The following is a 19,752-nucleotide window of genomic DNA, read 5'->3' as shown; positions in this document are numbered from 1 at the left end:
TATTACTGTGTGTGTTAACTGCCTGTTTTGCCACTCTGCCCCTAAACACTGGTTATCTCTTGCCAACGTTTTTCAAGACGTTTCACCGATACGGGGAGCCTGGTACCCAGTTGCTGCGCAAATAATGAGACCCTTAGCTCCTGTATCCACCAGCCAAATTCCACCAGCGCAGGGTCTTCCGCCTTACCTCTACGCTCACTTTTGCGGCGCGCATCAAATTTTGCCTCTAACGCTTGGACATCATGCATCAGCATTTGGTCGCGCCCACGCTCTCTTGCGGCCTTTTCAAGCCGAATCAGAGCCGCTTCTGTATAACGGGGATACTCTGTAAGCCATTCGCCCGCATCCCAAATGAAGCCAGGATAGACCAAGCGCTGCATCTGTGCGCTAACATCGCTATAGACCAACGCCAATGCAAAGTTAAGCTTCCCCTTGAGCAGCTTGCTCACGGCCAGATGTCCCTTTAACGCGTTTTCTACTTCCTGGAGCAGCGTCGCTGCATGATCAACCAACCTGCTGTCAGTTGCTTTAAGGCGTTCTTCGAGGGTCCCTGATGAACGCGGCAATGGTGGTTGAGCCACCACCTGCGTAAATACCGCCAGCAGTAGATCATCAATCAGGGCCTGCTTGCTACCCACTTTGGCAAAGAGCAGGGCGCATTTTTCCACATCTGCCAGACGCTTGATCGCTTTTACATGCTCGGGCCGCTTGGAGATGGCCAATCGGGCAACACCCTCTTGGTGTGCCGCCTGTGCTTTTGCCGGGTGGTCAAAGAGCGTCACTTTGAAATCACTTTCAGTTGCCACTAGCGCCGGGTACGCTTCTACACGAATACCGGCCTGGGTAGTAACACGGGAGTCGGGTAACGGTTCGTCTGGCAAGCCTTCAAGCGTTGGGGCCTGGGTAGCCTGCTCGGCCAAGGCTTGTGCACCAGCGCTGGCGGCCGCTTCAAAGCGTTTTTCCATCACACGCACGTCACGCCCCTGCCCGAGCATCTTGCCTGCGTGGTCAACCACACGAACATTCATGACCAGGTGGGGCTCAAGTAAATCCAGACGCCAGTCATCGGGATGTACGCGGGTACCAGTGCGGCGACGCACAAATTCGCCCAGCGCCTCCGTTAGCGGGCGCTGATCAGGCACTAACGTTTCCAAAGCAGCGTCCACCCAATCTGGGATTGGAACGACCTGCCGGCGAATGCTTTTAGGTAACGACTTTAGTAGTGCAATACACTTCTCACGCAGTAATCCAGGGACGAGCCACTCAAGTGCATGTATTGGCAACTGAGGTAACATCGCAGCGGGCACCGTAATGGTGACACCATCATCCTCAGCATCAGGTTCAAAGTGGTAGCTCACCGGATAGGCAACACCTGCCAATATCAGATGGTTGGGATAAGAAGCCTGGGTAATATCGGTCGCTTCGCGTGCTTTAAGAGCGTCAATATCAAACTTTAGCAATCCTGGGTTTTGATGCTCAGCCTGTTGACGCCAATGTTCGAAACCTTTGCCATTGACGATGTCATCCGGAAGCCGCTCATCATAGAACGCAAACAGCGTCTCCTCATCCACCAGAATGTCTCGCCGGCGGGCACGGTCTTCTAACGCCTCAACCTCCTCTATCAATGCACGGTTATGGGCAAAGAACCCCCCTTTGGTCTGGAACTCTCCCTCAACCAGAGCACGGCGAATAAACAGCTCCCGGGACTCCTGGGGAGCAATGGAGCCATAGTGCACACGGCGACGCGCCACGATAGGCAGGCCAAACAGCGTGACCTGCTCAAAGGCCACAACCTGCGCCCGCTTCATTTCCCAATGCGGCTCGCTATAGGTACGCTTAACAAGATGTTGCGCCTGGGGCTCTATCCACTGAGGGTCAATCCTGGCGACCGTACGTGCAAACAGTTTGGTGGTTTCCACCAGTTCAAAGGCCATCAGCCATTTGGGGGTTTTCTTAGCCAGCCCAGAGCCTGGGTGAATCATAAACTTTCGGTTACGCGCTCCCAGGTATTCCCGGTTCTCCAGTAGCGTTCCCAGATTGGATAGCAGACCGGAGAGCAGCGCCTGATGTAACTTTCCGGAAGTTTTTCGACGGGCTTGCCGTGCCTGCTCCTCACTTTCGCTCTCATCCCTGGGAAGCGGCGCTGGGACATTGATGTCCATGTCACGTAACAGCTGGCGAAGCTGGCGGAAGGTATCGTGCCACTCCCGCATACGCAGATAATTGATGTAGTGCTCGCGGCACCAGCGGCGCAATTGATTGCCAGACAGCGCCTCGCGCGCATTTTCAATGCCGTGCCAAAGATTTAGCAATGCAACAAAATCGGAGTCCGGGTCATGCCAGCGCTGATGGGCCTGATCAGCGGCCTGGCGCTTGTCAGCAGGTCGATCCCGGGGGTCTTGGATAGCCAGTGCTGATACAACAATCAGTACATCACGCAAACAGCCCCGCTCGGCGCCAGAAAGCACCATGCGTGCCAGACGAGGGTCAATGGGCAGTTTGGCAAGCTTACGCCCCAGTGAACTAAGGCGCTGCTGCTCATCCACCGCACCCAGCTCAAACAACAAACGGAAACCATCTTTGATGAAGCGGCTATCCGGCGGATCTACAAACGGAAAATCTTCAATATGCCCAAGCTTTAACGCCAGCATGGAAAGAATGACCGAGGCCAGATTGGTGCGCTGGATTTCAGGATCAGTAAATGCCGGGCGAGAGAGGAAATCCTCTTCATCGTACAGGCGAATACACACGCCCTCTGCAACCCGTCCACAGCGGCCTTTACGCTGGTTGGCGCTGGCCTGGCTAATAGGCTCAATAGGCAGCCGCTGAATTTTGGCACGGTAGCTATAGCGGCTGATGCGCACCAGACCGGGATCGATAACATAACGGATCCCAGGCACCGTCAGCGAGGTTTCAGCCACGTTGGTGGCAAGTACGATGCGGCGCCCGCGATGGGGGGCAAACACTCGATTCTGTTCTTCGTTCGATAAACGTGCATACAGCGGTAATATTTCCGTACCTTTTAAATCGGCCCGTCGTAACGTATCCGCAGTTTCACGTATTTCCCTTTCCCCAGGTAGAAATACCAGCACATCCCGTGGGCCATGCAACCAGCCTTTCTCCCGTTCAAGCGTTTCAATTTCCTGCACCGCATGCAAAATCCCTTCTTGCAGCGTACGATCTTCCTCATCCTCGTCGTCACGCACTAAAGGGCGGTAGTGCACATCCACTGGAAACGTGCGGCCAGACACCTCAACCGTAGGTGCAGGGGCATCAACGCTGCCAAAGTGAGCGGCGAAACGCTCAACATCAATGGTGGCTGAAGTAATGATGATTTTTAAATCAGGGCGCTGCGGCAGCAAACGCTTCAGGTAGCCAAGCAGAAAGTCAATATTGAGGCTGCGCTCGTGGGCTTCATCAATAATGAGGGTGTCATAACGCTGTAAGAGCGGATCATGCTGGGTTTCAGCCAGCAGAATGCCATCGGTCATTAGCTTGACTAATGTATTGGGCGTGCTTTGATCGGCAAACCGTACCTGATAGCCCACCTGCTCACCAAGTGAAACCTCAAGCTCCTCTGCCAGTCGCGCGGCCACACTACGAGCTGCCAGTCGGCGGGGTTGGGTATGGCCAATCAATCCACGTCGACCCCGCCCCAGCTCCAGGCATATTTTAGGTAACTGGGTCGTTTTACCCGATCCGGTTTCCCCGGCCACCACAACCACCTGGTGCTCGCGCACTGCATTGAGGATATCCTCCCGACGCTCGACAACAGGTAGCTCGCCTGGATAATTCAATACTACCGGCTGGGCCTCGCGCTGCTCTAGCGTTTGCCTCGCCTTCTCAAGATCACGCCATACCTCAGCCAGACCACGCTCTATCGGCTTATTTTCCCGCAGCCGACGTTTCAGGCCATGAACACGGCGCTCCAGACGCTGGGCATCACGCAACATCACTTGGCTTAATGCCTCGTTCAGCGCGGTAAGTTGTTGGGCATCAGTGCGGGGGGAGTGCGTGTCGGTGGTCACGTTAGGCTCAGTTTCCATCACATAAATAAAAGTCGACCCGCTTATTAGAGCGGGTCGACCATTGTAACGCTTTCAGTAACGCGACGCCTAACGTAACACGGGCGCGTTTATTCGTTGGTACTTGTCTCCTGGTCACGCAACTGCCTGCGCAACACTTTCCCGACGTTGGTTTTGGGCAACTCATCACGAAACTCAACGTAACGGGGTACTTTGTAGCCTGTCAGCTCTTTTTTGCACCAACTACGCAGCGTTTCCGCATCGAGCTGGCTGTTTTTGGAAACCACAAATATCTTGATTGCTTCGCCGGCATTTTCATCGGGCACACCAACCGCTGCAACCTCAAGGATGTCGGGGTGAGCAGCCACAACGTCTTCGACTTCGTTCGGATAGACATTAAAACCGGAGACAAGGATCATATCTTTTTTACGGTCCACAATGCGGATATACCCATCCTCCTGAAGGACGGCGATATCGCCGGTATGGAACCAGCCATCTTCATCAATGGCGTTACGCGTTTCCTCTTCGCGCTGCCAGTACCCTTTCATCACCTGCGGGCCCTGTACACACAACTCTCCTGGTTCACCCAACGCCACATCGTTACCATCGGCATCCATCACTTTAACCGATGTGCCCGCCACAGGTTTGCCAATGGTGCCCAGCTGGATGGCATCGGTGGGGTTAAAACTTACGATAGGAGATGTTTCCGTTAGCCCATACCCCTCGGCAATGGGACAACCGGTGGTTTCCTCCCAGCGCTGGGCGGCCGCTTTGGTTAGTGCCATCCCACCCGAAATAGTAAGCTTTAACTTTGAGAAGTCGAGCTGCTTGAAATCTTCACGATTACACAATGCATTGAACAAGGTGTTTAAACCGATAAAGCCGGTAAACGGCAGCCCTTTCAGCTCCTTAACAAAGCTGGGTAAGTCCCGAGGGTTGGTAATAAGCAGCGAATGATTACCAGTTTCCATAAGAAACAAGCAGTTAACGGTAAACGTATAGATGTGATAAACAGGTAGTGGCGCAACCACCAGCTCTTCACCATCGGTTAGATGCTCACCTATAGCAGCACGTGCCTGCAGCATATTGGCCACCAAATTGCAGTGGGTAAGCATTGCTCCTTTGGGCAGCCCGGTGGTACCTCCTGTGTACTGCAATACTGCCAGATCATCCAGACCACGCTTCACTTCAGTGTGGCTGAGCGAGGCACCTCTTTTTAACGCACCACGGAAGCTGACAGCACTTGGCAGTGAATAGGCAGGCACCATCTTCTTAACGTGCTTGACCACTGCATTGATCAGCCAGCGTTTTGGCACATCATGCAGGTCCCCAAGCTGGGTGACCAATATGTGCTTGATATCGGTTTTATCCAGCACCTTTTCCAACTTGTCCGCCATATTCGCCAGAATCAGAATGGCTTTGACATTGGAGTCTTTAAACTGATGCGCCATTTCCCGCTCGGTATATAGCGGGTTGGTGTTAACCACTACCAAACCTGCTCGTAGTGCTCCAAATACTGCAACAGGAAACTGCAGTACATTGGGCAGTTGAATGGCAATACAATCACCGGGCACAAGATCCGTTTCATGCTGTAACCAGGCTGCAAAATCCGCCGAGAGGCGATCCAGATCGGCAAACGTCAGCGTTTTTCCCATGCAGGTAAACGCGGGTTTATCGTTAAAGCGCTTTACCGCCGAATGGAAAACATCAGTGACTGAATCATATTGATCCAACCCTTCAAGCGCTGGGCCACGTAAAATGGGGGCATTGGCGTATTCGCTCATGGGCAATCTCCGCTATCCGTGTCGATGATTTTACCGACCTTGTTATTGTCGTGAGGGTGAAAGGAACAACGATATACGACGGGCACCACGCTGTAAAACGATCGATTGAAACTTCTGTTTCAACTTTAGCTTATACCTCAGCACCCTATGCATAGCATCACCTTTCGCCCGACGGCTACTTACTTACTGTAGTGACTGTTGAGGCTATGGACAGTAACGCGCCTTGATTTCTCCCTCACGCCAAACTAAAAGTTCGCCCGGCACCATCCGCGCCCAGGCTTCGTTTTGGGTAAGAGGCTCGGTGGCGACGACTGAAACAACATCATCAGGCGTAGTGTGTTCGATAAAGTTCACCGTAATATCGGCATCGGATAGCTCTGCTTCACCAAAGGGGGCACGACGGGTAATATGGGCAAGTTTGGTGGAGCAGTAGCAATATAGGTACGTGCCATCGGATAGCAGCATATTAAATACCCCCAGGGCGCGCAGTTGCTCACATAAGGCGTGTAGACGCTCCCAGAGAGATTCAGGTGTTGCCGCCGGGGTAGGAAAACAGCGCCGTAGCTCCCCCATTAGCCAACAGAACGCATGTTCACTATCTGTATTGCCCACAGGGGTATAAACACCAAGGGGCAGTTGCTGCCAGTCGGTTAACTGCCCATTGTGAGCATAGCACCAGGGGCGGCCCCACATTTCCCGTGTAAAGGGATGGGTATTAGCGAGCCGCACCCCGCCCACATTGGCTTGTCGGATATGACTAATGACAACGTTAGATTTAATGGGGTAGTCACAAATCAATCGCGCAATAGGAGAGCCTACTGATGGATGCGGGTCTCGAAATTCGCGGTAACCCCCTTCTTCGTAGAAGGCAATACCCCAACCATCACGATGGGGGCCAGTGCCCCCGCCACGGTGCAAAAACCCGGAAAAACTAAAACAGATATCCGTGGGTACGTTGGCACTCATGCCCAACAACTCACACATTAATGGGCTCCTTCAGTGGCGGACATCATCATTAATTAATAACAGGTTCGCGGCGGCGTGCTGGCTGGGGGCTCTCTTCCACCTGACGACGCTGGGGTGTGTCATGGATAGGCTGGGAGCGACGCCACCACCACAGTGCAATACCCACACAAGCCCCTATGGCCACTCCAAGAATTAACCACAGTAGGCCACCACGCAAAGCAGTGGTGTTATGTTCCAGAAACCCAACCGCTGCCACCATTGCCGCCGGAGCCCATCCGGTATAAAACTCCCCTTCCTCTACCAGTGGTAAACGGAAGCTGGCGGGTACCCACATAGCACCGGCCACACACCAGGTCACCACTAGACGCGGCAGGCGTGGTAACCATGCCAACGCAAAATATGTGGCCACCAATACCAGCAGCGAAAGGCCGTAATAACTTAACCACAGCAGTGACATTGAATTTGCAAACAGCATAATACTCCTCATGTGGGTGGACTCACCCGACGTTGATTTCCCGTTATGGTACCTATCAATTTATGAAAGCACAGCCCGGCATGCACGAAGGCTCACCCGTTGAGCGCTATTATCGCGCTAATGATCCCGAATGGCACTGGTTAGAATCACGCGAAGCGCCGGAAGTGAAGGAGTTTCTAGCTGAAGCCAACCAGCAGCATAGCCACTGGTTTGCTCCATTGGCTCCGCTGGCCGACACCCTCTACCATAGCCACCTGGCACGCCGTGAACTTGCCGTTACCAGTCTTGAGACATCACTGGATCACTATACGTTCTGGAGCGAAACCGGTGCGAACGATGATTACCCGTGCTGGTGGCGCTTTCCCAACGGCCAACCACAACAGCGGGAGTGCTTTTTAGACGTCAGAGCACGGGCTGCCGCCGCCCCCTTTTACGACATGGGGGATATGGCATTAACGCCTGATGAGCAGTGGCTTGCCTGGACCGAGGATACCCAGGGGGATGAACGCTTCACCCTTTGGTTAAAAGCATTGCCAAACGGAGAGCCCCAAAAGCTGTTAAGCGACATTGGGCCAGGCCTCTGTTGGGCGGAAGATCAAACATCAACCGGCGCGACCCTACTGTTCTCTCGTTTTGATGACACCCAGCGCCCGGATAGCATTTGGCGCTTGTGGGTCCCCTTCACCGCTACGGAAGCTATCAAGCCCCCCGAGCAGATAATCCGTGAGGACGACCCGGAGTTTTGGATCGGTATTGGAAAAACCCGCTCCAAAGCATGGCTCCTGATTGAAAGCGGCTCTAAAGATACTACTGAGGTAACCGCCCTACCCGCCCATAACCCTGCAGCCAAGCCCCACTACCTGCATGTTCGCAAACCTGGAATTGAGGTGAGCATCGACCATCGGCCAGGGGCATTTTATCGGCTGCAAAACCTAGCAGGGCCTCATTTCCAACTCGACGCACTGGATGAAGCTGAACTGGGGAAAGATAACGCCACCTGGACCCCACTAATCAAGCATCGGGATAATGCAACACTAGAGGGGGTGGATGCCTTTGCATGGGGATTAATCGTCGCAGAGCGCAACCATCGTGACGCACAGGTAAGATTGCGTCGCCTGGTTCTGGATGAGCAGCAACGCGCTGTGATTGATGCCTATATTGAGCTGCCGGAAACGCCCTGTTCTCAATTACTTGAAGACTCTCCTCACTTTGATACACAGCGTGTACGGCTCAGAGAAGAATCCTTTACCCAACCGCCCAGCTGGTTTGAACTGAACCTGTCAAGTGGTGACCGTACGCTACTTAAGCGTGTGCCTGTCTATGGCAGTTTATCCCCTGAACAGCTCGTTTCGCGCCGTATCTGGGCTACCAGCGAGGATGGCGAACAGGTACCTGTCTCCGTCGTTATGCGTGCTGATTTGGCCAACCAGGCACTCCCAACACTGCTCTATGGCTATGGTGCCTACGGTGAAGCGTTGGACCCTTGGTTTTCCATTGCCCGACTGGAACTGTTGGAACGGGGCGCTGCATTTGCAGTGGCCCACGTACGTGGCGGCGGCGAACGGGGCGAACCCTGGTACCTGCAGGGCAAAATGGCATGCAAAGAGAATAGTTTTAATGACTTTTTAGCCGCTCGTGAGGCACTCGTGGAGGAGGGCATTAGCCAGCCTGAGCGCATTGTGGCGTGCGGCGCCAGCGCAGGGGGCCTGTTGGTCGGAGCGTCGATCAACCGGGTGCCGGAAGCCTTTTGCGCCGCCGTACTGGAAGTGCCGTTCCTGGACGTATTGCGCACCATGCAAAACCCGGCACTCCCCCTTACAACCGCTGAATATAGTGAGTGGGGTAACCCCGACGCCCCTGAAGTAGAGCAACGTATTCGCAACTACTCTCCGATTGACAATATCACCCCACAAGCCTATCCAGCCCTATGGATCGAAGGTAGTTGGCATGACACCCGGGTTAGCTACTGGGAACCTGCCAAATTCTATGCCCGGGTGACACAGGCCCAGCAGGACGATGCCCCTATCCTGCTACATACGGATATGAGCAGTGGCCATGGTGGCGCCTCAGGGCGGTTTAAAGCTTGGTGCGATACGGCACGCCAGGATGCTTTTATCCTTTGGGCGCTGGGTTTAACCCCCACCTCAACCTGACATTACTCCCCCACCCTATCTATTCAAGCAGCGCCAAGCGCTGCTTTTTCATTTTTATGAAAAAAAATTCCACAAAAATACATTTTACGCTACACTAGTCTTTAGTTGCATATACCAACGTATCACCATCGCAGCTGGCGTTGCGATACAAATCCAGGAGAATGCTATGAAATATCAGGAACAATTCCCCACCATTTGGGATACCCCGTTAAAAACGAAGGCTGGCAAAGCTCCAAAGGCAGACGAGAGGAAGTTGTCACCGGCTTCGCTCAAAGAAGCCTTCCTGACAATTTGGGATACCGCTAAGCGCAAGCCTGCGGCTTAAGTGATGATGGATTCAGCTCGTTATTGCCAACTCTGTGCCATGGATGGCATAGCACAGGCACCTACATGGGAAGTACAGCAATAATATGCTCTTCCAGCCGCCGTTCAGGTACATCATCCTGCGAGACGGCAAAACCCCGCACGCTAACACCTTTTCTATGCACCCGCTCCGCATCGTTGCTAAGCAAAGGATGCCATCCAGCCAGCTTACGGCCTTCCGCCACGCGTCGGTAACCACAGGTCTGCGGTAGCCAGGTAAACTCTTTAACCAGCTCAGGCGTTAGCTGCGTGCAGTCCGGCACGCTCTCGAAGCGGTTTCCATAGTCGCTACATTGGCAACTATAAATATCCAGTAACCGGCACGCCACATTAAGAATAGCCAGTTCCTGGGTATCGTCATCATGTAGTTTCAGCAAACAACACTGTCCACAACCGTCGCAAAGCGCCTCCCACTCCTGAGGAGTCAACTCCTCAAGGGCATATTTTTCCCAAAAGCGTTCACGCATTGTGTTTACCATGTTGAGATACCTTGCCATTGGCTCATGGGCTATCAATCGACCTGACTCAGCGGGTAGCTGAGTAGCGATGTGCTTTCTACCCATAACGCCTGAAAATCCTGTTCGAGAAGGTAGTAGTTGTCATTAAGCCAAGGCACCAGTTCGGCAAGGCGATTAGGACCCGATAACCTTTTTCCCACCCCAGCTATTGCTCGACAGGTAAATTCAAAGTCAGCGTAACCACGCAACCAGTCATGCTCTACCAATAACGGCATCATGGCTGCAAGTCGATTGGGTGCAGGCCACTCCGTCAGTAATTGATAGCAGCGCTCAACAAGCGCCTCATTCAGCGCACCCCCTGCCTGTTGACGGGCTAAGAAGTGATCCCAGACAATGTCCAAAGCGATGCCCGCATAACGCCGCTGAGGACTCGGCGCCCGCTGCCTGGCACCCTGTACACTTGGATGCTTATCGACCCAGACATCCACTCGGCGATGATGACGAATGCCTTTCGCCACCTCTTGCGGCCATGCCGTCAGATCACTGCCCTTGACTCCATCAGCAATCAAGTTGCCATAAAGGAATTCGTCGCTTCCGCGATGGGCAAGCCAGGCGTGAGCGAGAAAATTCATTGGCGATGGTTAACCTGAGCACGATGAATATCGAGCAAATAGGCTTCTTTCGCTGGCGGCATTTGCAAATAAAACCCCTGCTCCTTGATCGATGCCATGATATCTGCCGCATTGGCACGCGCCAGCGGTTTATCGGCGGTCAGGATCATCGTCAGCACGGCCACTGGCTTACCAAAGGTTTCCATCAACATATCAGGTACGGTTTCGAACCCTTTACGCTTATCAACGTATAGGTACATCTCTTCTTTACGGGTGCTCTTAAAAACCTCACACAGAACTTTCTCGTTCATTGGAAGGACTCCTTAAACACCTGTTGCAGCCCTTCATTTAAGCACTCATCACGCCACCCGCTTAAAGGGCTGGGTTGATCTCCGGCCAGTAGTTGTACCACCATGGCTTCGATATCGCGGCGGCGTATCAACACTTCAGGCGCAATCCCAAGTTCAGCAGCTTTATCAGTCACAACTTTTTTCACTGCTTTGAAGCAACGCTTAAAATCGGACTGCATCGGATCTGGCCATTTGGCTGGCAAATCCTGCTCATCACAGTGATGAGCCTGCTTTAATAGTGCAAGCAGTGAGTCACCTTCTTTTTTAACCAGCATAGGCTTAACGCCTTCAATCTCTGCCAGCTCATAACGATTTTTGGGCATCGCTTCTGCCACGGCGAATAGCAGCTTGTCACTCATCAGCCAATTGCGTGGTAAGTCACGGCGGCGAGTTTCTCCCTCACGCCATATCGTCATCAGGCGATAAGCCTCTATTTGCCGGGGCGTAAGCCGCCATAGCTGACGATGCCGGGTGTACCACTGGCCATCATTTTCTACACTTCTGCCTGCCTGTTCGATTAGCGTGGCGCACTCTTCCGCTACCCATGAGCACCGCCCTAACTCTGAGAGCTTTTCTGACTGCAATGCCCACACTTTCAGTAAATAAATTACATCGAGGGCGGCATATTCACATTGCGCAGGGGTTAATGGACGCTCTAACCAATTGGAGCGTGTCTCCTCTTTTGGCAATGTTTCACCCATCCATAGCTCAACCAGCTTCTGGTAACCCATCCCAGGAGTTTCTCCCAGAAAGGCTTGAGCCACTTGAGTGTCGACTAATGGTGTTGGCAATATGCCAGCCCAATGCTGAAAAACCTCCAGGTCTTCACTGCAGGCATGCAGCAACTTAATCGCGCTATTCTGCATAAGTTGGCGAAACGCAGCGGTACAGGGAGTGACCACCGGATCCACCAAATAAGCCTGCTCCCCTGCGGTGAACTGGATGAGTGCCGGTATGGGAAAAAAGGTATTTTCCCGAAAAAACTCGGTATCCAAGGCAAGAACAGGTGCATCTACAACCTGCTCGCAGGCGGAGTCAAGCGCCTCGGCATTATCAATCCATTGATATAAAGGGGCTGTTAAAGAGGACAAGGTAGTTTTCCAGATTGGCACAACCGCCGTAGCGCTTGCGATTTTATAAAGTTTAATCGCTGGCGAAGGGCTGGCGACCGTTAAATGCGCGGCTTAAGGTGCCACCATCCACATACTCAAGCTCTCCCCCCATTGGTACACCATAAGCCAAGCGGGAAAACTTAACGCCGTAATGCGCTAACTGGGCCGCAATATAGTGCGCGGTTGCCTCACCTTCCACCGTTGGATTGGTTGCCAGCACTACTTCGACAATAGCCCCTTGCGCCACACGCTCTTCCAGCAGATCCAGGCCAATCGCTTCAGGGCCAATACCATCCAGGGGAGAAAGGTGGCCGTGCAGCACGAAATAACGCCCCTGGAAGCCACCCGCCTCTTCAATCGCCAGCTGATCCGCCGGGGACTCAACCACGCACAGTAGCGCATCATCACGCCGTGGACTTTCACACAGAACGCAAGTCTCAGCTTCCGTCAAGGTGCGACAACGCTGGCAGTAGCCCACCTCTTCAATCGCTTTCTGTATCACAGTGGCAAGACGCTGACCGCCAGGACGCTCGCGCTCCAGCAGGTGCATCGCCATGCGTTGAGCCGTTTTAGGCCCAACACCTGGCAATACGCGGAAAGCGTCCATAAGCTGCTCAACAAGAGGGGAGAATCGCATTGTTTAAAATGGCATCTTAAAGCCAGGCGGTAAATTAAGCCCAGCAGTTGCCTCTTCCATTTTTGCCTTGGAACTTATTTCCACTTTACGCACCGCATCGTTAACCGCAGCAGCAAGCAGATCTTCCAGCAGCTCTTTGTCCTCTTCCAATACGCTCGGGTCAATAGTGACATTACTGACGTCATGGCGACCATTCATCGTGACTTTCACCATGCCAGCACCTGCTTCACCCTGCACCTCGGCTTTGGCAACCTCTTCCTGTACCCGCTGCATTTTTTCCTGCATTTCCTGGGCTTGCTTCATCAAATTGCCCATTCCACCTTTAAACATGGTGCTCTCTCCTAATGTGGTAACTCTTGTGTGAGGTCAAACGTCATCTGTCATGACTACGGCTCTACCGTTGGCTTCACGCTTGACTCAATAAGGGTGGCCCCAAACGCCTGCTGCAACTTCTGTACATTGGGGTCGCGCTGCAATAGATCAACAGCCTGGGCATGGCGCTCCTGCTGAAGGCGCTCTTCCTGCTGACGCGGGGTTTCAATATTCGTAGCCAATTCAGCCACTGTAAACTCAATGCGGCGGGGCAGCCCCTGCTCTTTAAGTGCCCGTTCAATCCGGGTTTGATGCACTTCCGCCTGCATGGCAGCCTGACTCGGATCAAGCCGCAAGGTAAGCGTGTGGCCATCGTCACTCTCAATCTGGCAGTGTGCCGCCAGATTACGGGTAAGACCACCAAGACCCAGTGAGTTAAAGCGTGCCAGCCATTGCGTGTGATCCAGCCATTGATTCTCAGCAGCAACCTGTTCAGCAGCCGGCTGAGTTTCTAACGCCTGTGCTGGCTCTGGCTCTGGCTCTGGCTCTGGCTCTGGCTCTGGCTCTGGCTCTGGCTCTGGCTCTGGCTCTGGCTCTGGCTCTGGCTCAGAAGCTAGGGTAGCCACTTGCTCGACCTCTTCAAGAGACCAGGGCGGCGCCTGTTCTGGCTCAGCGTATGACGTTGGTTCCGGTTCCGGCGCTGAAGTAACAGCCTGCATAGCGGCAGGCTCCTGTCTCTCCTCTTGCTCTGCCACCGTAGCAGGCTCAGGCTTTTTTAATAATGCAGCTTGCTCAGTTGAGGGTGTGACTACGCCCCCCTGCGTTGGCTCCCGGCGTAGTGGCAACGGCGTGCGTGGCGGCCTTGGCACCCCTTGGGGGCGAAACGCCAACATACGCAGTAGCGTCATCTCAAGCGCACTGCGTAAATCAGGTGCATGCACCATATCACCGCGCCCTTGAATACCGATCTGGTAATAGAGCTGAATATCCTCTGCCGTGAAACGACCTGCCAACTGCTGGATAAGCTCACGATCACCATGGCTGTTGTCCACTGCATCAGGAACCATTTGCGCCACTGCCAAACGGTGTAAAACGGCGGTTAGCTCATCAAGAACGGCAGCAAAGTCAGGCCCCTGTTCAGAGAGTTGAGCCACTTCAGCCAGCAGGCGCTGTACATCAACATCCGCAAGCGCTTCTATCAGGGCTAAAATGTGGCGATGGTCCAGAGTGCCCAACATAGCGGCCACATCGGCATGGCGCACCGCCCCCTGCCCAAAGGCAATGGCCTGGTCGGTGAGGCTCATGGCATCACGCATGGAACCTTCAGCAGCCTTGCCCAGCAGCCAAAGCGCACTCTCATCAAACGCTACCCCCTCTTCGCCCAGCACATAGGTTAAATGCTCAACGACACGTTCAGGCGGCATATGCTTGAGGGTAAACTGTAAACAGCGCGACAGCACGGTCGCTGGCAGCTTTTGCGGGTCAGTGGTTGCCAGCAAAAATTTGACGTGGGGAGGTGGTTCTTCCAGCGTTTTTAGCAACGCATTAAAACTGCTGGTCGAGAGCATATGTACCTCGTCAATCAGGTACACCTTGTAGCGCCCCTGAGTGGGGGCGTACTGCACGTTATCCAGTAACTCGCGGGTATCTTCAACCTTGGTGCGCGAAGCAGCATCCACTTCAATCAGGTCGACAAACCGCCCTTCATCAATGGCTTTACAGCTGTCGCACTGACCGCATGGCGTCGAGGTAATGCCTTCATCACCACGGCCATTGGCCGTACAGTTGAGGCATTTGGCTAAAATGCGCGCCAGGGTTGTCTTACCTACACCGCGGGTTCCGGTAAAGAGATAGGCATGATGCAAACGGCCTTGATCAAGAGCATTGACCAAGGCACGTTGGACATGGGCCTGGCCCACGAGCTCGTGGAATGTACGCGGGCGCCATTTGCGGGCCAGAACCTGATAGCTCATTGAGCAGAATTTCCTTTGGCGGGCTGACTATCGATACATGACAAAACACCATTCTAGCGGCTGCACCGCAGCCCGCCAACCGCACAGCCAATTAGGCAGAGCAAGTAATCAGGCGTTATCACCACCTTCGGCTGCACCGGCACGCTGTGCAGCCTCTTTAATCAGCTTCTCCAGCTCACCGTTTTGATGCATCTCTATCACGATATCGCAGCCACCCACTAACTCACCCTCAACCCACAACTGTGGAAAGGTGGGCCAGTTGGCAATTTTGGGCAGCTCTGCACGGATATCAGGATTATCCAGTACATTCACGAAAGCAAAGCGCTCGCCACAGCTCATTAGCGCCTGAACCGTTTGCGCTGAGAACCCACACTGCGGCAGTTGGGGGGTGCCCTTCATATAAATAAGAATGGGGTTTTCACTGATCTGGCGCTGAATATTCTCGGCAGTAGTGCTCATAGGATACTCCTTAGATAAATAGTGTGGTCGAGACCAGTTTACGCAATTCGTCAACCCGCTTTAACCCCACAGCCAAATGCGGCCTGCGATTTACAATGCAAGTTAATACTTGAGCAAACCACTCGGCCTTCCTCTGTGGCCGCCATTCTACGCGTGCCGTTCGCGTTGCGCATCCCCTGCTGCATCGCTAGGATGGTGTTTTTGCGCGGAGAGAAGTCATCATGGCGACACGCCATTTCCTTACCCTACTGGATTTAACCTCGGATGAATTGGCGTATTTGATTCAGCGTGCCATCAAGATTAAAACCGACCTAAAAGCCAATGGACCGGTATACACGCCGCTGTCCAATCGCACATTGGCAATGATTTTTGAGAAATCATCCACCCGTACCCGTGTGTCGTTTGAAACCGGTATGGCACAGTTCGGTGGTCATGCGCTGTTCCTCTCTCCCCGCGACACCCAGCTTGGTCGCGGCGAACCTGTTGAAGACACTGCCCGGGTTTTGTCGGAGATGGTGGATGCCGTCATGATCCGCACCTTCTCACATGCTGGCCTGGAAACCTACGCCAGCGCCAGCAGCATACCGGTCATCAACGCCCTTAGCGATGACTATCATCCCTGCCAGCTATTGGCCGATGTAATGACCTGGACAGAGTTACGCGGCAGCGTTCAGGGTCGAACAGCCGTATGGATTGGGGATGGCAACAACATGTGCCATTCATGGATCAATGCGGCTCGCCAATTCGATTTCAATCTGCGCGTCTGCTGCCCGAAAGGGTATGAGCCACGCGCCGATATCCTGCAAGCCGCTGGCGAGCGGGTAACACTGCTCCATGACCCGGAGGAAGCAGCAAAAGGTGTAGACCTGATGACCACCGATGTATGGGCATCCATGGGGCAGGAGGAGGAGCAGGCCAAGCGTGAAGCAGACTTCAGCGGCTTCCAGGTGACCGAAGCGATGCTGGATAGCGCTCAACCTGATGCACTGTTCCTGCATTGCCTCCCTGCCCACCGGGGTGAAGAAATAAGCCACACCTTACTGGATGACCCACGAGCCGTGGTATGGCAGGAAGCAGGCAACCGTCTACATGCCCAAAAAGCGCTGATTGAGTTTTTACTGCTGGGTAAAATAGACGACTAACAATACGCCAGCCCTAAGCTAGCAGCCCAGGGCTGGCCTTCCCCCCCAATACATCATAGAGATGCAAGCCTGATGGCATATGAGGTGGACATACAAAAACGCCTCGTTACAGGTAACGAGGCGTTCGAAATTGGTGGAGCCTAGCGGGATCGAACCGCTGACCTCAACACTGCCAGTGTTGCGCTCTCCCAGCTGAGCTAAGGCCCCACGAACTGCCTTTCGAAGCAGCGGGGCGAATACTACTTCAGTTATTGCCAGACGTCAAGATATAGCATAAACCACCATCTACTAATTCTCCTTTGCCAAGAGCTGTGGCACTCTATGTTCTAGCATACGAGGCTATCGCCGAGAGTCCGAGACGATTACATGCAGGAGCCAGCCCCTTGATCAACGTTTTAATCGCCGATGATCACCATCTGGTGAGAACCAGTATTGCTCACCTGCTGAATGAAGAGTGCGATATCAAAATTATAGGCGAAGTAGACGATGGCGAAAGCGCCGTTACTCAATGTCGTCATTTGAAGCCTGATATCGTACTGATGGACATACGTATGCCGGGTATCGGCGGCCTTGAGGCAACACGACGAATTCATCGCAAGATAGCCGATGTGAAGGTCATCATCCTGACCGCTCATATGGAAGACAGCGTACTGCGCAGAATGCTGGAGGCTGGCGCTTCAGGCTTTTTAAGCAAAGGAGCGGATGCTGTAGAAATGACCGATGCCATCCGTCAGGTGTTTCATGGTCGGCGCTACGTCAGTCAGGAAATCGCCCAGCGCCTGGCCTTGTCCCACTTCGACGATGACGATAACCCTTTCAGCCATCTTTCTCATCGCGAGCTACAAATTGCGTTGATGATTGTTAACTGTCAGCGGGTACAGGACATTTCAGACCGGTTGCACCTAAGCCCCAAAACCGTCAACACCTACCGCTATCGACTGTTTGACAAATTGCAGGTTGCCACCGATGTTGAACTTACCCACCTTGCCCTGCGCCACGGCCTGGTAGAGGGTTTTGACGCAAGCCTGGGATAATCCTACCATCGCAGCCTCTGCCGTTTTGAAGCGCCGACACCCAGCCATGACTTTTGATGCCAAGCAGTTTCTAAGCTCAGCAAGCACCTCGCCCGGTGTTTACAGGATGCTTGATGAGCAGCACAACACCCTTTATGTCGGCAAAGCCAAGCGCTTGAAAGCGCGTCTTGCCAGTTATTTTCGTGGCCAGCTTAATACCAAAACACAAGCCATGGTGGCCCGTATTGCCGATATTCAAATTACGGTTACCCGTAGCGAAACCGAAGCCCTGCTGCTTGAGCAAACCCTGATAAAAGAGCTACGGCCACCTTATAACATTCTGTTACGGGATGATAAATCCTACCCCTTTGTATTTGTGACGGACCGCCACCCCTACCCTGCGCTTGAATATAAGCGGGCGCGCCAGCGCCGTGGCGACGGACGCTATTTGGGCCCTTATCCCAGTAGCGCCGCGGTCAGAGAAAGCCTGGCGTTAATGCAAAAGATCTTCCGCATTCGCAACTGCGAAGACAGTGTTTTTGCATATCGCTCTCGCCCCTGCCTCCAGTATCAAATCCAACGCTGCAGTGCCCCCTGTGTCGACTATATCTCCGAATCCGATTATCGCCGGGATGTAGAACACGCAGTAATGTGTCTGGAAGGAAAAAGCGAGCGTGTGACCCAGGCTTTGACTGAAGAGATGGAGGCCGCCAGTCAGGCATTAAATTTTGAAGAGGCTGCACGCCTGCGTGACCAGATACAACAACTAAGGCAACTGCAGCAACGTCAGTTTGTTGATAACGAAAGTGGTGATGCCGATGTTTTTGGGCTTGCCCAGCGGCCTGGAGGGTTAGGCATTTCGGTACTGAGCGTGCGCGATGGGCGCCTGCTTGGCGCACGCCACCATGCGCCTAAAAATGACCTGGATCTCCCACCGGAAATGCTCCTGGCCGAAGTCGTCAGCCAGTATTACTTTGGCCAACCTCATAATGTGCCGGGAGAAGTCATTACCAGCCATCCGCTTGAGGATAGCGAATTAATCGCCAGCGCCTTGTCAGAGCAGGCGGGCAAACGCGTGCGTGTTGCCAGTCAGGTGCGCGGGCAGCGGGCACAGTGGCAACGTCTGGCGATGACCAATGCCGAACAGCAGCTTGCATCGCAACTGGCGAATAAAACCCAACTGACCCAACGCTTTGAAGCGCTACAAAAGGCACTGGCACTGAAAAAGGTTCCTGAGAGGCTTGAGTGTTTTGATATCAGTCACAGCCACGGTGAAGCCACAGTCGCTTCCTGCGTGGTCTTCGATCACCTGGGGCCCCGTAAAAGCGACTACCGTCATTTCCGCATAGAAGGGGTCGCGGCAGGAGATGATTATGCCGCTATGCAGCAGGCATTAACACGGCGTCTGAAGCGGGTAAAAAGTGGCGAAGCCATTGCCCCTGACATCCTTATTGTCGATGGCGGCAAAGGGCAGCTGAATATGGCACGCAGCGTGCTTAACGAACTGGAAATAACGGATATTATTTTGCTCGGTGTTGCCAAAGGCACCACTCGAAAAGCCGGCCTTGAGACACTTTTTCTCGAAACCGTTGACAACCCATTGCCGCTGGACCCAGCCTCTCCGGCTCTACACCTGATCCAACATATTCGCGATGAGTCCCACCGTTTCGCTATCGCAGGACACCGTGCCCAGCGCGACAAGGCAAGACGCACCTCCACGTTGCAGGATATTCCCGGCATTGGTCCCAAACGACGGCGCGAGCTGCTACGCTTTTTTGGTGGACTACAGGGCGTACAAAAAGCCAGCCGCGACGAACTGGCCAGGGTACCCGGCATTAACGCTGCACTTGCAGAAGCTATTCATACTGCGCTTAATGGATAAACCTACTTACTGGCATGGATGCTGTGCGCCAAGGGGG

The 19,752-nt window shown here is 53.7% G+C and carries 17 protein-coding genes and 1 tRNA gene; 5 read left to right on the top strand and 13 right to left on the bottom strand.

Annotated features, from left to right (window positions below):
- Positions 1–41 precede the first annotated feature (41 nt).
- The 4 genes from hrpA to HP566_RS10540 all read right to left on the bottom strand — a co-directional run bounded on the left by hrpA (position 42) and on the right by HP566_RS10540 (position 7,250).
- Entirely contained in the window at positions 42–4,046 is a 4,005-nt protein-coding gene (hrpA, locus tag HP566_RS10555; protein WP_249977239.1) for an ATP-dependent RNA helicase HrpA, read from the bottom strand.
- Between the two features lie 89 nt (positions 4,047–4,135).
- Positions 4,136–5,809: an AMP-binding protein gene (locus tag HP566_RS10550; protein ID WP_249977216.1), complete on the bottom strand. Its 1,674-nt coding sequence runs from the start codon at positions 5,807–5,809 to the stop codon at positions 4,136–4,138.
- A 204-nt stretch (positions 5,810–6,013) separates the two neighbouring features.
- Positions 6,014–6,793, bottom strand: coding sequence for a class II glutamine amidotransferase (locus HP566_RS10545; protein ID WP_249977215.1), 780 nt, complete (start codon positions 6,791–6,793; stop codon positions 6,014–6,016).
- A gap of 31 nt (positions 6,794–6,824) precedes the next feature.
- Positions 6,825–7,250, bottom strand: a complete 426-nt coding sequence (locus tag HP566_RS10540) for a hypothetical protein (RefSeq protein ID WP_249977214.1) — start codon at positions 7,248–7,250, stop codon at positions 6,825–6,827.
- Between the two features lie 62 nt (positions 7,251–7,312).
- Between HP566_RS10540 and HP566_RS10535 the strand changes: the two genes are divergently transcribed.
- Positions 7,313–9,403, top strand: a complete 2,091-nt coding sequence (locus HP566_RS10535; protein ID WP_249977213.1) for a S9 family peptidase — start codon at positions 7,313–7,315, stop codon at positions 9,401–9,403.
- A 166-nt stretch (positions 9,404–9,569) separates the two neighbouring features.
- Positions 9,570–9,728 carry a hypothetical protein gene (locus tag HP566_RS10530; RefSeq protein ID WP_249977212.1) on the top strand — a complete coding sequence of 53 codons (159 nt, stop codon included), beginning with the start codon at positions 9,570–9,572 and terminating at the stop codon, positions 9,726–9,728.
- A gap of 61 nt (positions 9,729–9,789) precedes the next feature.
- On the opposite strand, the gene HP566_RS10525 is transcribed toward HP566_RS10530, so the two are convergent.
- The 8 genes from HP566_RS10525 to grxD form a co-directional block, all read right to left on the bottom strand.
- On the bottom strand, positions 9,790–10,245 hold the full coding sequence (locus tag HP566_RS10525; RefSeq protein WP_249977211.1) for a YcgN family cysteine cluster protein: 456 nt from the start codon (positions 10,243–10,245) through the stop codon (positions 9,790–9,792).
- 32 nt (positions 10,246–10,277) lie between these two features.
- On the bottom strand, positions 10,278–10,856 hold the full coding sequence (locus tag HP566_RS10520; RefSeq protein ID WP_249977210.1) for an ACP phosphodiesterase: 579 nt from the start codon (positions 10,854–10,856) through the stop codon (positions 10,278–10,280).
- A complete protein-coding gene (locus tag HP566_RS10515; protein WP_249977209.1) occupies positions 10,853–11,146 on the bottom strand; it encodes a YcgL domain-containing protein in 294 nt (97 codons plus the stop codon). The genes HP566_RS10520 and HP566_RS10515 overlap by 4 nt, the downstream gene beginning before the upstream one ends.
- Positions 11,143–12,276 (bottom strand): ribonuclease D, encoded by a 1,134-nt coding sequence (rnd, locus tag HP566_RS10510; RefSeq protein WP_249977208.1) that lies wholly within the window; start codon positions 12,274–12,276, stop codon positions 11,143–11,145. Before rnd ends, HP566_RS10515 begins: the two co-directional genes overlap by 4 nt.
- Before the next feature lie 52 nt (positions 12,277–12,328).
- On the bottom strand, positions 12,329–12,934 hold the full coding sequence (recR, locus tag HP566_RS10505) for a recombination mediator RecR (RefSeq protein ID WP_249977207.1): 606 nt from the start codon (positions 12,932–12,934) through the stop codon (positions 12,329–12,331).
- Positions 12,935–12,937: 3 nt separating this feature from the next.
- Positions 12,938–13,264, bottom strand: coding sequence for a YbaB/EbfC family nucleoid-associated protein (locus HP566_RS10500; RefSeq protein WP_249977206.1), 327 nt, complete (start codon positions 13,262–13,264; stop codon positions 12,938–12,940).
- 56 nt (positions 13,265–13,320) lie between these two features.
- The gene (gene dnaX, locus HP566_RS10495) at positions 13,321–15,219 is read right to left on the bottom strand and encodes a DNA polymerase III subunit gamma/tau (RefSeq protein WP_249977205.1); all 1,899 of its coding nucleotides are present in this window, start codon (positions 15,217–15,219) and stop codon (positions 13,321–13,323) included.
- 108 nt (positions 15,220–15,327) lie between these two features.
- Positions 15,328–15,678 (bottom strand): Grx4 family monothiol glutaredoxin, encoded by a 351-nt coding sequence (grxD, locus tag HP566_RS10490; RefSeq protein WP_249977204.1) that lies wholly within the window; start codon positions 15,676–15,678, stop codon positions 15,328–15,330.
- 221 nt (positions 15,679–15,899) lie between these two features.
- Here grxD and argF point away from each other — a divergent pair, with 221 nt between their 5' ends.
- Entirely contained in the window at positions 15,900–16,820 is a 921-nt protein-coding gene (gene argF / locus HP566_RS10485) for an ornithine carbamoyltransferase (RefSeq protein WP_249977203.1), read from the top strand.
- Between the two features lie 131 nt (positions 16,821–16,951).
- Here the strand turns inward: argF and HP566_RS10480 are convergent.
- Positions 16,952–17,027: transfer RNA gene (locus tag HP566_RS10480), tRNA-Ala, on the bottom strand.
- Between the two features lie 176 nt (positions 17,028–17,203).
- Here HP566_RS10480 and uvrY point away from each other — a divergent pair.
- Positions 17,204–17,854 carry a UvrY/SirA/GacA family response regulator transcription factor gene (gene uvrY, locus HP566_RS10475; protein WP_249977202.1) on the top strand — a complete coding sequence of 217 codons (651 nt, stop codon included), beginning with the start codon at positions 17,204–17,206 and terminating at the stop codon, positions 17,852–17,854.
- A gap of 46 nt (positions 17,855–17,900) precedes the next feature.
- Positions 17,901–19,715, top strand: coding sequence for an excinuclease ABC subunit UvrC (gene uvrC / locus HP566_RS10470; RefSeq protein WP_249977238.1), 1,815 nt, complete (start codon positions 17,901–17,903; stop codon positions 19,713–19,715).
- Positions 19,716–19,752 lie beyond the last annotated feature (37 nt).

It is taken from the genome of Vreelandella olivaria (assembly GCF_023507745.1).
GTDB lineage: Bacteria > Pseudomonadota > Gammaproteobacteria > Pseudomonadales > Halomonadaceae > Vreelandella > Vreelandella olivaria_A.
Note: the sequence above shows the minus strand (reverse complement) of the source record. Positions and strands in the feature narration are given on the sequence as shown.